The sequence below is a fragment of the Rhodoferax aquaticus genome, from assembly GCF_006974105.1.
Taxonomy (GTDB): Bacteria; Pseudomonadota; Gammaproteobacteria; order Burkholderiales; family Burkholderiaceae_C; genus Allorhodoferax; species Allorhodoferax aquaticus_A.
The window spans coordinates 20,496-34,042 of sequence record NZ_CP036282.1; the positions used below are offsets into that span (position 1 = coordinate 20,496).

Genomic DNA, 13,547 nt, shown 5'->3' on the forward strand with positions numbered 1-13,547 from the left:
GTGAGTAGCTATGTATTTGATAGTGAGTTGCTGTCGCCCGCTAGGTCGTCCAAGATGGGGCAGTCCGGCCGGTCGTCGCCATGGCAGCAGTGCAGCAGGGTGGAGAGGGTGCGTTGCATGGCCTGCATGGCGGCGATGCGCTCACTCAGTTCGTCCATATGCCTCTGGGCGATCTTCTTGACGTTGGCACTCGCGCGACGCTTGTTTTGCCACAAGCCCACCAGCTCGCCGATTTCGGCCATGGAGAAGCCTAGGTCGCGGCAGCGCTTGATGAAGCGCAGGGTGTGCACATCGGCCGCGCTGTAAAGCCTATAGCCACTGTCGGTGCGCGTGACCTTGCCCAGCAGCCCCAGCGACTCGTAGTGCCGCAGCATCTTGGCAGACACACCGCTTTGCCGGGCGGCCTCGCCAATGTTGACCGGCTCGGTGGATACCGGCGCGGGCCTAGGCTGCAACGGCATAGCCTTCTTCGGCAATGGCCCTGGCCAAGGTTTCGCGGGCTTGGGTAGATGCCACTTCCACTTTGTTTTGGCTGCGGTCGATCTTTACCTGGGCTTGCGGGTCGGCCTCTTGGATAGCGCGGGTAACAGCTTTTTCGCAATGTCCGCAGGTCATGCCGGTGACGGTAAAGGTTTGGTTCATGGTGACTCCTGGTAGGTTGATGCAAGCATTGTGAACCTTGCTACGGTGGGAGGGTCAAGCGTTGGCGTCGATGACTTGCTGCGACGTGGGACAACAAGTTTGCACGTAAGCTTGTTCTACGATGCAATGGAGAGGAGAGCTTCACATGGAGATTAGCAAAGCCACGGTGGAGGATGCACCCGCCATCAGCCGCCTGATTGGCAGCGTGGCCCGATTTTTCACCTTGCAGCCTGATGGGGCGGGTGCCGAAGAGTTTCTGAAGACCATCTCTGCAGATGCATTGGCCAAGTGCTTGGCCGATCCGCGCTTTTCGTACTTCAAAGGGCTTGAAAGCGGAGCCTTAGCGGGGGTGGTCGCAGTGCGTGACGCTAGCCATCTGTACCACCTGTTTGTAGACGAGTCATTCCAGCGCAGAGGCCTAAGCCACCAGCTGTGGGCTCATGCCCGTGCTGCCGTGCAGGAAGCCAACCCCGGCTACTTCACAGTCAACTCCACGCCCTATGCGCAGCCGGTGTACGAGCGCTTCGGGTTTGTGGCCACCGGACCGCGCGCGGAGACCCACGGCATCGCTTTTGTGCCCATGCGTTGGGTAAGCGCTTGACCTTCCCCCTGTGGCAAGCCCTAAGCTTGCGGTATGACTACTGAAACCCCCTCCCCCACGACCATTGATATTGGCATTGGTGGCATGACCTGCGCATCGTGTGTGATGCGCGTGGAAAAAGCGCTGAAGAAGGTGCCCGGTGTGGACAGCGCCACGGTGAACCTGGCCACCGAGTCCGCCCGCATTGCGGTGCACGATGCCGGCATGGAAGCGCGCTTGCGCCGTGCGGTGCGGGACGCGGGGTATGAGCCGCTGGCGCCCAGTGCGGCCATTGATGCGGTGGATGCCTCGCCCTGGGCTGGCTTCGCGCCGGTCGGCATTGGCCTGGCGTTGTGTGCGCCGCTGGTGCTGCCCATGGTGGGTGATCTGGTTGGCAAAGATTGGATGCTGCCCGCGCTGTGGCAGTTTTTTCTGGCCACGCCGGTGCAGTTCATTTTGGGGGCACGTTTTTACAAGGCCGGTTGGCATGCCTTGCTGGCTCGCACCGGCAATATGGACCTTCTGGTCGCACTGGGCACTACAGCGGGCTGGGCTTTGTCCATGTGGTTGTGGCTGACCGCCACGGACCACAGCGCGCATGGCATGCCGGCCATGGAGCCGCACCTGTACTTTGAAGGCAGCGCCGTGGTGGTGACGCTGGTGCTGCTGGGCAAGTGGCTGGAGGCCCGCGCCAAGCGGCAGACGACAGCCGCCATTCGCGCCCTGCACAGCCTGCGGCCCGATACGGCGCACCTGTTGGTCGGGATGGCAGCCGCAGCGACGGGCCGCCCCGAGCAAAGCACGGCCCCCTTGGGGGGCAGCGACCCACACACTGGGGGGGAGCGTGGGGGCCATACCGTGGATGTGCCCGTGGCCGAGGTCTTGGTGGGCGACAAAATTGTGGTCAAACCCGGCGAGCGCTTTCCGGTGGACGGCACTTTGCTGGAAGGCCGTACGCAGGTGGACGAATCCATGTTGACGGGCGAACCGCTGCCTGTCGCCAAAGACGTGGGTGCCAAGCTCACGGGGGGCAGTATCAATGGCGAAGGCCGCGTGGTGTTGGAGGTAAAGGCGGTAGGCGTGGACACGGTGCTCTCCAGCATCATCCGCCTGGTGGAAGACGCACAGGCTGCCAAAGCGCCCATCCAGCGGCTGGTGGACCAGGTGAGCGCGGTATTTGTGCCGGTGGTGCTGGTGATTGCGCTGGCCACGCTGCTGGGCTGGTATTTCACGGGCCACAGCTTTGAAGTGGCTTTGATCCACGCCGTGGCGGTGCTGGTGATTGCCTGCCCTTGCGCGCTGGGTTTGGCCACGCCGGCCGCCATCATGGCGGGCACGGGGGTGGCGGCCAAGTTCGGCATTCTGATCAAGGACGCGCAGGCGCTGGAGGTGGCGCACACCGTGAACGTGGTGGCTTTTGACAAAACCGGCACGCTCACCGTAGGCCAACCGCGCCTGACCGCGCTAGTGCCGGTGGGCATGGCGGAAGACGAAGCTCTGGCTCTGGCTGCTGCATTGCAAAGCGGCAGCGAGCACCCTTTGGCCCGCGCTGTGCTGCAGGCCGCCAAGGGTAAAGCGCTACCGATGTTGGCGCCTACTGACGTGCAATCTATTGCTGGTCGTGGCACACAAGGCAAAGTGGGGGAGCGCACTGTGCTGCTGGGCAGTCTGCGCTGGATGGCGGAGCTGGGGGTGAACATGACGCCGGTCGCGGCGCAAGCGGCTGATTTACAGGCTGCTGGTGCCACCGTCTCGGCCATGGCGGAGCAGCAAGCGCAAGGCCTCCAGCTGCTGGCCCTGCTCGCGTTCGCGGACGAGCCCAAGCCCGGCGCCAAAGAGGCGCTGGCCAGCCTGAAGGCTCGCGGCATCCAGACGGTGATGATCTCCGGCGACAACCGTGGCGCGGCAGAGGCTATGGCAAAACGCCTGGGCCTGGACGCCAAGGATGTGCTGGCCGAGGTATTGCCCGGCGACAAAGCGGCGAAGGTGTTGGAGCTGAAGGTACATCGTGGCGTTTTGCCGCCGGGCCGCCCCAAGGCAAAACAGCCCCCTTGGGGGGCAGCGACCCGCGCAGCGGCGGAGCGTGGGGGTGTAGCGTTTGTCGGCGACGGCGTGAACGATGCGCCTGCGCTGGCGGCCGCCGATGTGGGCATGGCCATGGCCAACCCCAACGGCGGCGGCACCGATGTGGCCATGCACGCGGCCGGCATCACGCTGATGCGGGGCGACCCGCTCTTGGTGGCGGCTGCGCTGGACATCAGCCGGCGCACGGTGTCCAAGATCCGGCAAAACCTGTTTTGGGCCTTTGCCTACAACGCAGCCGGCATACCGCTGGCCGCGTTGGGCTATCTGAGCCCGGTGGTGGCGGGCGCTGCGATGGCGCTGAGCTCGGTGAGTGTGATGACCAATGCGTTGCTGCTCAAGCGCTGGACGCCGGAACAGGGCGGCAAGTAGCAGGCCTTCGCGCAGTAGTTCTGAGGATTTGAGGCCGAAATTGGCCGTTGGCGCGCATGGAATATGCGCAGCACGCTACTAAATACATAGCGTTCTGCGCGCTGACGCTATCCGCAGAGGGCGCTGCTTAGGCCGGAGACCAGGTCGCAGGGTCCGCCGCCACTTGCTCGCCCGTGAGCAGGTTTTTGACGTGGTGGCTGTCGGCCTCGCCGATGAACCACACGTAGGGAATGCCGCGTTTGGACGCCGCTTCAATCTGCTTGCCGTAGGCTTTGGGCGCGTGGTACAGGTCGGTGGCAATGCCACGGCCACGCAGGCGGTTGGCCAGGGCGTTGGCTTGGGGGCGGCTGGCATCGTCGTTCAGGGCGACCAGTACCTCGGTGGGAGTTTTGCGGGTGGGTTTGAGCACGCCTTTGGCAAACAGCAAACCCAGGATGCGGGTGAGTCCGATGGACACGCCCACGCCGGGCAGCTTGACCTTGGCATCGTTGGCCAGGTTGTCGTAGCGTCCGCCGCCGCACACCGAGCCAGACGACTCAAAGCCTTGCATTTGGCCCTCGCACACCATGCCGGTGTAGTAGGCCAAGCCGCGTGCAATGGCCAGGTCGGCTGACACGGCAGGCGGTTTGCCTTCTGCCAATCGGGCAGCGTTCAGGTCGGCCGCGTTGTCCAGCACTTCGGTGAGTTCGGTCAAACCTTCTTCGAGCAGGGGGGTGGTGATGCCCAGGGCACGCACTTGCTCTACAAAGCCGGTATTCGCTGTTTTGATGGCCGCCATGGCCAAGCATTGGGCGGCTTGGTCGGCGCTCAGGTTCAATTCGGTTTGCAAGAGGGCGGCCACTTTGGGGGCACCAATTTTGTCGAGCTTGTCGACCACGCGCAGCACGGCGTTGGTGTCGGCAATGCCTAAGCCTTCGTAAAAGCCTTGCAAGAGTTTGCGGTTGTTCACCCGGATGGTGACAGGCGGAATGGGCAGCTGGCCCACGACCACGGCCAAGAGGCGCACCACCTCGGCGTCGTAGTGGCTGGGTAGGGTGCCGTCGCCAATCACGTCGATGTCGCACTGGGTGAACTCTCGGTAGCGACCTTCTTGGGGGCGCTCGCCGCGCCATACCTTTTGCATTTGGTAGCGCTTGAACGGAAAGCTCAGCTGGCCCTTGAACTGCTGCACGTAGCGCGCGGTGGGCACGGTGAGGTCAAAGCGCAGGCCGAACTCGGGAGGGGCTTTGGCTGCGTCGGCTTCCTCATGCAAGCGGGCGAGCACATAGATTTCTTTGTCGTCGCCATTGCCGGTCAGCACATGCGTGGGCTCGACGCTGCGCGTTTCGATATTGGCAAAGCCGTACAGCTCGTACTGCTTGCGAATCGTGTCCATGCACTGCTGTTCTAGGAGGCGCTGCTCAGGCAGCCATTCGGGGAAGCCACTGATGGGGGCAAACTTGCTCATGATGGGTATTTGGGTGCTGGCCGGATTGGCGTAGAGGGCGCAAGTGTAAATCCCCCGCTGGGACCATTCGTGGGCCCGCCCCCTTTACAAGTTTTTAACAAGCATGGTAGGCTGGCTTTTCAGGGACGAAAAACAGAGATACGTGGGAGCCGCCACTCGCGGCTTGGTCTTTTATTTAGCAGGACAGTCACCATGGTTCAACCCGCAGCGCGAACGCCCGTTTTCCCCCCACGCGCAGGCGTGCAGTTCTCCCTCAATACCAAAATCTGTGTGGCCGCCAGTGTGCTGGCGCTGGTGTCCCTGGGGCTCACGGCCACGGTGATTGGGCTCAAAAGTAGCACCACGGCCAAAGAAGCCACCATGGGTTTGGCCCGCACCTCGGCCCGCGAAGCTGCTGGTGTGTTGCAAAGCCGAATCAGTGCCAACTTATCCACTGTGGTGGCCTTGAGCGGGTCCATGCGCAGTACCAAGGCGGCCAACTTGCCCCTGGAGCGCGAGCAAATTGACGAGATGGTCAAGGCCGCGCTGATGAGTTCGGATGATTTTGTGGGTGCTGCCGTGACCTGGGAGCCCAATGCGCTGGACGGCAAGGATGCCGAATACGCGGACAAAAAGCCTAACTACGACGCCACCGGTCGGCACATGCCGTACTGGACCCGGTCTGCCAACAACACCTTCCATGTGGACCCGATTGTGTTTGACCCCGCACCCGGTGCCAATGACTGGTATGACGTGCCCAAACGCACCAGCAAGGTGTTCTTCACCGAGCCTTACATCTACCCGATTGAAGGCAAAGATGTGCTGATGGCATCTTTGGTAGCCCCCATCTTGGTGGAGGGCAAGTTCCAAGGCGTCGCTAGTGCAGATTTCACGCTGACCCAGTTGGGCAAGATTCTGGGCGAGCTCAAGCCACTTGAGGGTGCCGAGTTGTCGCTGCTCTCTAACGGCGGCTTGTATGCCAGCCACAAGGACGCAGCGCGTATTAACAAAAAGGCGGACGATGTGCCCGCTGCTGGCCTAGAGCAAGTGGCCAAGGGTTTGGCGTATGAGTATGTGGACGACCAAGGGGTGGTGAATTTATTGCAGCCCTTGAAGGTGCACCCGGACGCTGCACCCTGGAGTGTGCGTATGAGCTTCCCGGGCAGCGTGGCCACGGCCTCTTCGCGGGAGTTGCTGGCCTACACCTTGGTCGTGGCGCTGGTGTGTGCGGCGCTCACCGCGGCCATTTTGGTGACGGTGGTGTACCGCCTGATGAAGCCTTTGCGCTCCTTGGCCACAGTCATGGCGGGCATGGCCAGTGGCGATGCCGATCTGAGCGTCCGCCTAGAGGTCAAAGGACACGATGAACTTGCGACGATTGGCTTGGGGTTCAACACATTCGTGGAAAAAATCCATGGGGTACTGGCGCAAGTGCGCTCCAGTGCCGACAGCGTGGCCAATGCCAGCGCCGAGATTGCGCAGGGCAATAACGACCTGTCCGCCCGTACCGAGCAGCAAGCCAGCGCTTTGGAGCAAACCGCTGCATCGATGGAAGAGCTAAGCGGCACGGTGACTCAAAATGCGGCCAGTGCGCGCCAAGCCAACCAGTTGGCGGCCAACGCCAGCATGGTGGCTGCAGAGGGCGGTGCGGTGGTCAACCAAGTGGTGCAGACCATGAAGGGTATCAATGACGCCTCCAAAAAGATTGCCGACATCATCAGCGTGATTGACGGCATCGCCTTCCAAACCAATATTTTGGCGCTTAATGCCGCCGTGGAGGCGGCCCGGGCGGGTGAACAGGGGCGTGGCTTTGCCGTGGTGGCCAGTGAGGTGCGTTCTTTGGCCGGGCGCTCGGCCGATGCTGCCAAAGAGATCAAAACCCTGATCACCGATAGTGTGGAGCGGGTCGAAAAGGGCACGACATTGGTGGACCAGGCAGGTGAGACCATGACCGAGGTAGCCACCAGCATTCGCCGGGTGACGGACATCATGGGAGAGATCAGCTCGGCCAGTTCCGAGCAGGCCTTGGGCGTGGTGCAGGTGGGCGAGGCGGTAAAGCAGATGGACCAAACCACGCAGCAAAATGCGGCCTTGGTGGAGGAAATGGCGGCTGCTGCCAGCAGCTTGAAGTCGCAAGCGCAAGAGCTGGTGAGCACGGTGAGTGTGTTCAAGCTGGGCCAAACCGCAAGCGCCGTGGTGTTGCCCAAGGCCAAAGTGCGCTCCAACGCGCCGAGCAACCCGGCATTCAAAGGCCCAGAACGCAGAGCCCTGGGGGCTGCACGTGGTGCGTCAAGCGCCTCGGCACGCAGCACGCCAAGTGCTTCTTCCTCCAAGCCCAGCGCTAGTGCTGCGCCCACCGCGAAAGCTGGTGGTGACGAGGACTGGGAAACTTTCTAGCCTTGCTGTGGCGGAGTTTCTGGACTCTGCGCAGCTGCCTGGGACACCGCCATCGCTTGCAATTGCATGTGGAGCAATACCGCGCTCTGGCGCACGATGTCTGAGCCTGACTGCATGGCCGTGTGCACCACGGTGCGGGCGTAGTTCGCGTCGCTGTGCAGGCGGTTGGCGTCAATCCACCAACCCAAACCCGTCAGCAGCCATTTCAGGTCGGTTTCCCGCAGCACGGTGTCGCAATGCTCCCCATCGGCAGGCTGCGGGGCTGTGTGTGCCGTGCTGTCGGGTGCTGTGCGCAGGGGTGTTTGCATGGTCCGTGCCTTTAGATGTGGGGGGAAGCGCGGGGCAACTATAGGCAGCTGTGCGCAGACCTAGGCTTGGGTTTGACCCCGAAAGGCAGCCGAGTTGGAGCGCTAACAGCATGCGGAATTGATAGAGGCGGGGCTACAAAGGGGTGCATCTTTGGCTTGGTGAATAGGCGCGCCAAGCCTATGATGTTTGCTGCGTGGCTTGCTCGCCAGTGTCCCCGCCATGGCTGCCAATTTCATTCCAAGGAGACTCCCGTGAATGTGCTTTCTTTGATGCGGCTTTTTTCCATTCGGTTTCGCATGTTGGGCGCCATTGCGGTGGTGCTGGGTTTGCTGTCCCTGTTGGGGGGGGCGGGCATGCTGGGCATGTTCCGCATCCAGGCGCTGAGCCAAGACTTCATCGACCAAACTTTTTCTGATGCGGGGCATCTGGCGCGCTTGCAGTATGAGCTGGGGCGTGTGCGGGTGGATGAGAAGGAAATGATCATCCAGTACGAGAAACCGGAAGCGGCCAAGGCGTCGTTTGCCCGTTGGCAGGCGAGTATCAAGAACGCTTTGGACCAAACCGAGTCTTTCTCTGGGGGGGGCAGCGGCGGTGCGGTCGCCGAGGAGGTGAAGAAGCGCTTGCGCAGCTATGAAGCAGCGTTTACCCCGGTCGCTACATCGTTGATGGAAGCCAAGCTCGATTCAGCCACCGCGGGCAGTGCGCTGGCTGCCAAGGCCGCGGCCGAGTATGCGGAATTGGACAAGCAAGTGGTGCTGCTTGAAGAAGTGGTGCAAAAAGAGGCGGGCACCGCAGTTCTGGAACAAGAGCGCGTAGGCAACAACACCAAATGGCTGTTTGGCTTGGCGGTGGTGGTGACCGTGGCGGTGGTGGTGCCGCTGACCCTGATGAATATGAACTCCATTTGCAGCCCCTTGATTCAGGCGCGGGGGGTGGCTGAGGCTATTTCCAAAGGGGATTTGTCAATCCATATTGCGGTGGACGGCAAGGATGAGGTGGCCGACTTGTTGCGCTCACTAGAGGTGATGCGAGCGCACTTGGCCAGCATCGTGGGAGACCTGCGCGACGCGAGTGAAAACATCGCGTCTGCCAGCCGAGAAATTGCGTCGGGTAATCAAGACCTGTCCTTGCGTACCGAGCGTGCGGCGGGCAATTTGCAAACCATGTCGGCCACCTTCTCGGGCTTGCTAGACACCGTGCAGCAAACCGCATCGTCAGCCCGTGAGGCCGATAGCTTGGCCCGCTCTGCCTCTCAGCAAGCCTTGCACGGCGGTGAGGTGGTGTCTCAGGTGGTGACCAGCATGCACGGCATTTCCACCTCTAGCCAGAAGATCAGCGACATCATCGGCTTGATCGATTCCATTGCCTTCCAAACCAATATCTTGGCGCTCAATGCGGCGGTAGAAGCGGCCCGGGCGGGCGAGCAAGGGCGTGGCTTTGCGGTGGTGGCGAGCGAAGTGCGACTGCTCGCCAAACGCTCGGCCCAGTCCGCCAACGACATCAAGGCCTTGATCAGTGCCAGTGTGACCGCCGTGGATGGTGGTGTGCGCTTGGCCGAGGAAGCGGGTACCGAGATGATGGAGATGGTGAGCGGCGCGCAGCGCGTGGGTGCCATCATTGGCGAAATTTCATCGGCGTCTGCCGAGCAGGCCTCAGGCATTGGTGGGGTGAACGAAGCGGTGCGTGAGATTGAGCAAATGACGCAGCAAAACGCTGCGCTGGTGGAAGAGTCCGCGGCCTCAGCGGAGTCTTTGCAAGAGCAGGCTGCACGCTTGGCCGAAGTAGTGCGCCAGTTCACCTTGCGCACACGCGGTGGCCCGGCAGACCCATCAGGGCCACGCCCAGGGCGTGGTGATGGGCACTTGGGGCTGTCTTAAGCGCTTGCTTCTAGGGCCCGAGACGGGCAGAAAAAAAGGCCATCCACTGCGAAGCGGATGGCCTTTTTGCGGGTGCACAGCCTGTGCGACTTACTTGAGCAGACCTTCCGCCTTCATGGCGGCTATGACGGCGGGGCGCTCACCCACGCGGGCGCGGAAGGCGGCCAGTTCAGCAAAGCCTGAGATGTCCACGTGAACGAGGCGGGCCCAGTTGGTCACGGTGAACAAGTAGCCGTCGGCCACGGTAAAGGTGTCGCCCATGAGGTAGTGCTTACCTGCCAGCTGGCTGTCCACCCACTTCAGGCGCTCCAACAAGCGGTTGATGACGCTGGTTTTGTACTCGGCCGGGGTGGCGGGGTTGAACAGGGGGCTAAAGCCTTTGTGCAGCTCGGTGCCAATAAAGGTGAGCCACTCTTGCAGCTTGTAGCGCTCATAGCTGCCATTGGCGGGCGCGAGTTGTTTCTCGGGGACCAAATCGGCAATGTATTGCACGATGGCGGGGCCTTCGTGCAGGCTGCGGCCATCGTCTAGCGTGAGGTAAGGCACGTAGCCCAAGGGGTTGATGGTGTAGAAGTCGGTGCCGTCTGGGAGCTTGTGGGTCTTGGTGGGTGCTGCAATGGCCTCAAAGCTCAGACCTGCTTCGTGCAAGGCGATGTGGGGCGACAAGGAGCACGCGCCGGGGGAGTAATACAGTTTCATGGGGGTGGTAGGTTGGGTTATAGGAGGTTGCGAGTTTAGGTGGAGGCTGCGGCCTTGATGCAGTCTGCGGCCTTTTCACCAATCATGATAGTGGGCGCGTTGGTATTTCCAGTGGTGAGGCATGGCATAACAGAAGCGTCCACCACGCGCAGGCCTTGCAGGCCATGCACACGCAGTTCGGCGTCCACCACCGCTAGGGGGTCGTTGGCCGGGCCCATCTTGCAGGTGCCGATGGGGTGGTACTCGGTGTCTGAGTGTTCGCGCAGGAATGCCTCGACCTGTTTGGTGTCGTTGCGGTCAACTGGGTAGAGCATGCCGCCACGGTAGTAGCTCAGTGCCGGTGCTTCCATGATGTCGTGGCCCAGTTGCGTGCCTTTAACCAAGCGCGCCATGTCGTCCGGGTCTTGCAGGAACGCGGGGTCTATGTCAAGTGAATCTGCCGGGTTGGTGCTGCGTAACCTGACCGAGCCGCGGCTCTTGGGGCGCATCAGGGTCACGTGCAGGGTGTAGCCGTGCCCCAAGTGCATCTTGCGGGTGTGGTCGTCGATGATGCCCACGCACATGGCAAGCTGGATGTCGGGGTGCTCCGTGTTGCCTTCGGTCGAGATGAAGCCCTGGGTTTCTGAGACACAGCTGGTGAGCAAGCCGGTGCGTTTGTTGCGCCACTCAAAAACTGACTTGAGCATGGCCCAGGCGCCCTTGAAGGAGATCCCGAATGACACCTCGGTGTGGGGCGTGCGGTAGATAAGGCAGGTGGTGATGTGGTCTTGCAAGTTTTGGCCGACGCCGGGCAGTTCGTGCTGGACGGCAATACCGTGCTGTGCCAGGTGGTGCTTGGGGCCTATGCCTGAGAGCATCAGCAACTGGGGTGAACCGTAGGCGCCACCTGAGAGCACCACTTCTTTGCGCGCACGGACTTCTTTGGTGCTGCCGCCTTGTTGGTATTGCACGCCGACAGCTCGTTTGTCTTCCATCAGGACACGGCTGGCCAGCGCCTTCGTGATGACCGTGAGGTTGGGGCGGCTGCGGTGGGGGGTGATGTAGGCCTTGGCGGCGCTGCAGCGCTCACCGTTAATCTGGGTAGTTTGTCCCTTCGACACGCCGTATTGCTGTGGACCGTTGTAGTCGGGGTTGGTGGGAATGCCACGCTCATTGCAGGCTTTGATGAACGCATCGTTTACCGGGCTGGGGCTGCGTAGATGCGCCACGTTGAGGGGACCTCCCACACCTCGGTAATCGGTGGCACCGAAGCATTCATTGTTCTCAGACCGTTTGAAGTAGGGCAGCACATCCTGGTAGCCCCATCCAGGGTTGCCTTGGGCGGCCCAGCCGTCGTAGTCGTTGCGGTTGCCGCGGGTGTAGACCATGGCGTTGATGGAGCTGCTGCCTCCCATGACCTTGCCGCGTGGCTGGTAGCCCTTGCGGCCGTTGAGTCCTAGCTGGGGTACGGTTTCAAACTTCCACATGTCTTGCCCCGTTTGGGCTATGGCAGCCACGCCTAGCGGACAGTGGATGAAGACGGATGTGTCCTCGCCGCCCACTTCGAGCAAGCACACCGTGACTTTGGGGTCTTCGGTCAGGCGGCTTGCCACCACGCAACCGGCAGAGCCGCCGCCCACCACGATGTAGTCAAAAGTTGTATTGGTCATGAGTGTGCTCATTTGGTTAAAAAGTCGAGGTAGGTGTTCGCGAACTTGCCGTAGGGGGGCCAGAGAAGTTTCACGGCGCTGAACGGTGCTTGGTAGAACACGGGGCGCATTTTTGAGAAGGTGACAAAGCCTTCGTAGCCATGGTAGTGGCCCATGCCGCTGTCACCTACGCCGCCAAAGGGCAGGTCATGCTGGGCAGCGTGCAACAGGCCGTCATTGACCGCCACACCGCCGGACATGATGTGGGTGATGAGGTGCTGCACCACTTTCTTGTGGTTGCTAAAGGGGTAAAAGGCCAGCGGCCGTGCGCCCGCGTTGATAGCGTCAATGGGCACTTGCAGGTCGGTGTAGCCAATGATTGGCAGCACGGGCCCGAAGATCTCGCGGGTGAGTAGCTCGCAGTCGGCAGGCGCATTGAGCACGATATGCGGCGCGATTTTCCGGGTCTTGGCATCCCACGGTTTGCCGGGTATCAGTGGTACCAAGGTGGCCCCCATGTCGCGGGCTTGCTCCAAGGCTTTGACGATGCGCTTGAAGGCGCGGTCATCGATGATGGCGGTGTAGTCGGGGCTGTCTAGGTTGCCATAGCGCTTGCCCACGATGCTGGTGGCGGCTTTGACGAAGGCATCGATTTTGCGCTGGGGCACGTACAGGTGGTCTACGGTGATGCAGGCTTGGCCCGCATTGAGAAACTTGGCAAACGTCAAGCGCTCGGCCGCCGTCTTCAAGGGAAAGTCGTCGCACAAGATGGCGGGGGTTTTTCCGCCCAGTTCTAAGGTGACAGGCACCAGGTTTTCTGCCGCCGCTTTCATGACCGCACGGCCGGTTTGCGTAGACCCGGTGAACATCAGGTGGTCAAACTTGAGCTGAGAGAAGGCAATGCCCACGCCTCCGGTTTCATCAAAAAAGGCCAGCTTTTCTCGGGGAAAGTAATCCGGGATTTTTTCGATCAGCAAAGCAGCCAGATGGCGGGAGTTTTCCGACATTTTGACCATGGCCCGGTTGCCCGCTGCAAACATGCACACCAGCCCATTAAAGCTAGTCCACACGGGTACGTTCCACGGCACGATAGACCCCACCACGCCCAAGGGTTGGGGGATGACGGTGTTGCTAGCGCCCATGAAGTTTTTAAAGTCCACGGGACGTTTGCCGGGTTTCATCCAGCTCTTGAGGCTTTTGAGCGTGTGGTTGACCGCGTCAATGCTGCTGAAAATTTCAATGAAGAGCGACTCAATGCGCGAGCGGTGACCCCCAAAGTCGGCGTTGACCGCTTCCACAATGGCTTCGCGGTGGTCGATTAAAAAGGCTTTGAGCTTGCGCAGGTCCGCTTTGCGTTCCACCAGGCTGGGGTAAGGGTGTGCCAAGTAGGCGCTGCGCTGCAAATCTAGTGTTTCTTGTAGGTCGCGGCTGATGGCGTCGCCCAATGTGTGGGGCGGTTTGGGTATGGCGCGCAATGGTGCTCCCATGGCGGTTCCTTTGTGTGCAGAGAGTGGTGGTGTCGCTACGCGTAGTCC

11 protein-coding genes are annotated in these 13,547 nt (G+C 61.3%); 4 read left to right on the plus strand and 7 right to left on the minus strand.

Annotation, left to right across the window (positions count from 1 at the left end; translation table 11 throughout):
* Positions 1–8 precede the first annotated feature (8 nt).
* The gene (cueR, locus tag EXZ61_RS00125) at positions 9–461 is read right to left on the minus strand and encodes a Cu(I)-responsive transcriptional regulator (protein ID WP_142808156.1); all 453 of its coding nucleotides are present in this window, start codon (positions 459–461) and stop codon (positions 9–11) included.
* Positions 445–642 carry a heavy-metal-associated domain-containing protein gene (locus EXZ61_RS00130; protein WP_142808157.1) on the minus strand — a complete coding sequence of 66 codons (198 nt, stop codon included), beginning with the start codon at positions 640–642 and terminating at the stop codon, positions 445–447. Before EXZ61_RS00130 ends, cueR begins: the two co-directional genes overlap by 17 nt.
* 145 nt (positions 643–787) lie before the next feature.
* Between EXZ61_RS00130 and EXZ61_RS00135 the strand changes: the two genes are divergently transcribed.
* Entirely contained in the window at positions 788–1,243 is a 456-nt protein-coding gene (locus EXZ61_RS00135) for a GNAT family N-acetyltransferase (RefSeq protein ID WP_142808158.1), read from the plus strand.
* A gap of 33 nt (positions 1,244–1,276) precedes the next feature.
* On the plus strand, positions 1,277–3,676 hold the full coding sequence (locus EXZ61_RS00140; RefSeq protein WP_168224646.1) for a heavy metal translocating P-type ATPase: 2,400 nt from the start codon (positions 1,277–1,279) through the stop codon (positions 3,674–3,676).
* Between the two features lie 127 nt (positions 3,677–3,803).
* Here the strand turns inward: EXZ61_RS00140 and hisS are convergent, their stop codons facing one another.
* Positions 3,804–5,123 (minus strand): histidine--tRNA ligase, encoded by a 1,320-nt coding sequence (hisS, locus tag EXZ61_RS00145; protein WP_142808159.1) that lies wholly within the window; start codon positions 5,121–5,123, stop codon positions 3,804–3,806.
* A gap of 192 nt (positions 5,124–5,315) precedes the next feature.
* Here hisS and EXZ61_RS00150 point away from each other — a divergent pair, with 192 nt between their 5' ends.
* Positions 5,316–7,499 carry a methyl-accepting chemotaxis protein gene (locus EXZ61_RS00150; protein ID WP_142808160.1) on the plus strand — a complete coding sequence of 728 codons (2,184 nt, stop codon included), beginning with the start codon at positions 5,316–5,318 and terminating at the stop codon, positions 7,497–7,499.
* Here EXZ61_RS00150 and EXZ61_RS00155 read toward each other — a convergent pair.
* Positions 7,496–7,807 carry a hypothetical protein gene (locus tag EXZ61_RS00155; RefSeq protein WP_142808161.1) on the minus strand — a complete coding sequence of 104 codons (312 nt, stop codon included), beginning with the start codon at positions 7,805–7,807 and terminating at the stop codon, positions 7,496–7,498. The genes EXZ61_RS00150 and EXZ61_RS00155 overlap by 4 nt on opposite strands.
* A 252-nt stretch (positions 7,808–8,059) precedes the next feature.
* On the opposite strand from EXZ61_RS00155, the gene EXZ61_RS00160 reads away from it, so the two are divergent.
* Positions 8,060–9,685 (plus strand): methyl-accepting chemotaxis protein, encoded by a 1,626-nt coding sequence (locus EXZ61_RS00160; RefSeq protein WP_142808162.1) that lies wholly within the window; start codon positions 8,060–8,062, stop codon positions 9,683–9,685.
* Positions 9,686–9,775: 90 nt separating this feature from the next.
* On the opposite strand, the gene gstA is transcribed toward EXZ61_RS00160, so the two are convergent.
* From gstA to EXZ61_RS00175, 3 genes are read right to left on the minus strand one after another with little or no spacing between them, the layout of a single operon-like run.
* Positions 9,776–10,384 carry a glutathione transferase GstA gene (gstA, locus tag EXZ61_RS00165; protein ID WP_142808163.1) on the minus strand — a complete coding sequence of 203 codons (609 nt, stop codon included), beginning with the start codon at positions 10,382–10,384 and terminating at the stop codon, positions 9,776–9,778.
* Positions 10,385–10,419: 35 nt separating this feature from the next.
* Positions 10,420–12,033 carry a GMC family oxidoreductase gene (locus tag EXZ61_RS00170; protein WP_142808164.1) on the minus strand — a complete coding sequence of 538 codons (1,614 nt, stop codon included), beginning with the start codon at positions 12,031–12,033 and terminating at the stop codon, positions 10,420–10,422.
* Between the two features lie 8 nt (positions 12,034–12,041).
* Entirely contained in the window at positions 12,042–13,499 is a 1,458-nt protein-coding gene (locus tag EXZ61_RS00175) for a coniferyl aldehyde dehydrogenase (protein ID WP_142808165.1), read from the minus strand.
* Positions 13,500–13,547: the final 48 nt, after the last annotated feature.

Bases quoted from the DNA above. Each gene is read 5' to 3' on its own strand.
- cueR (WP_142808156.1), bottom strand. From the start codon at position 461: ATGCCGTTGCAGCCTAGGCCCGCGCCGGTATCCACCGAGCCGGTCAAC.
- EXZ61_RS00130 (WP_142808157.1), bottom strand. From the start codon at position 642: ATGAACCAAACCTTTACCGTCACCGGCATGACCTGCGGACATTGCGAA.
- EXZ61_RS00135 (WP_142808158.1), top strand. From the start codon at position 788: ATGGAGATTAGCAAAGCCACGGTGGAGGATGCACCCGCCATCAGCCGC.
- EXZ61_RS00140 (WP_168224646.1), top strand. From the start codon at position 1,277: ATGACTACTGAAACCCCCTCCCCCACGACCATTGATATTGGCATTGGT.
- hisS (WP_142808159.1), bottom strand. From the start codon at position 5,123: ATGAGCAAGTTTGCCCCCATCAGTGGCTTCCCCGAATGGCTGCCTGAG.
- EXZ61_RS00150 (WP_142808160.1), top strand. From the start codon at position 5,316: ATGGTTCAACCCGCAGCGCGAACGCCCGTTTTCCCCCCACGCGCAGGC.
- EXZ61_RS00155 (WP_142808161.1), bottom strand. From the start codon at position 7,807: ATGCAAACACCCCTGCGCACAGCACCCGACAGCACGGCACACACAGCC.
- gstA (WP_142808163.1), bottom strand. From the start codon at position 10,384: ATGAAACTGTATTACTCCCCCGGCGCGTGCTCCTTGTCGCCCCACATC.
- EXZ61_RS00170 (WP_142808164.1), bottom strand. From the start codon at position 12,033: ATGACCAATACAACTTTTGACTACATCGTGGTGGGCGGCGGCTCTGCC.
- EXZ61_RS00175 (WP_142808165.1), bottom strand. From the start codon at position 13,499: ATGGGAGCACCATTGCGCGCCATACCCAAACCGCCCCACACATTGGGC.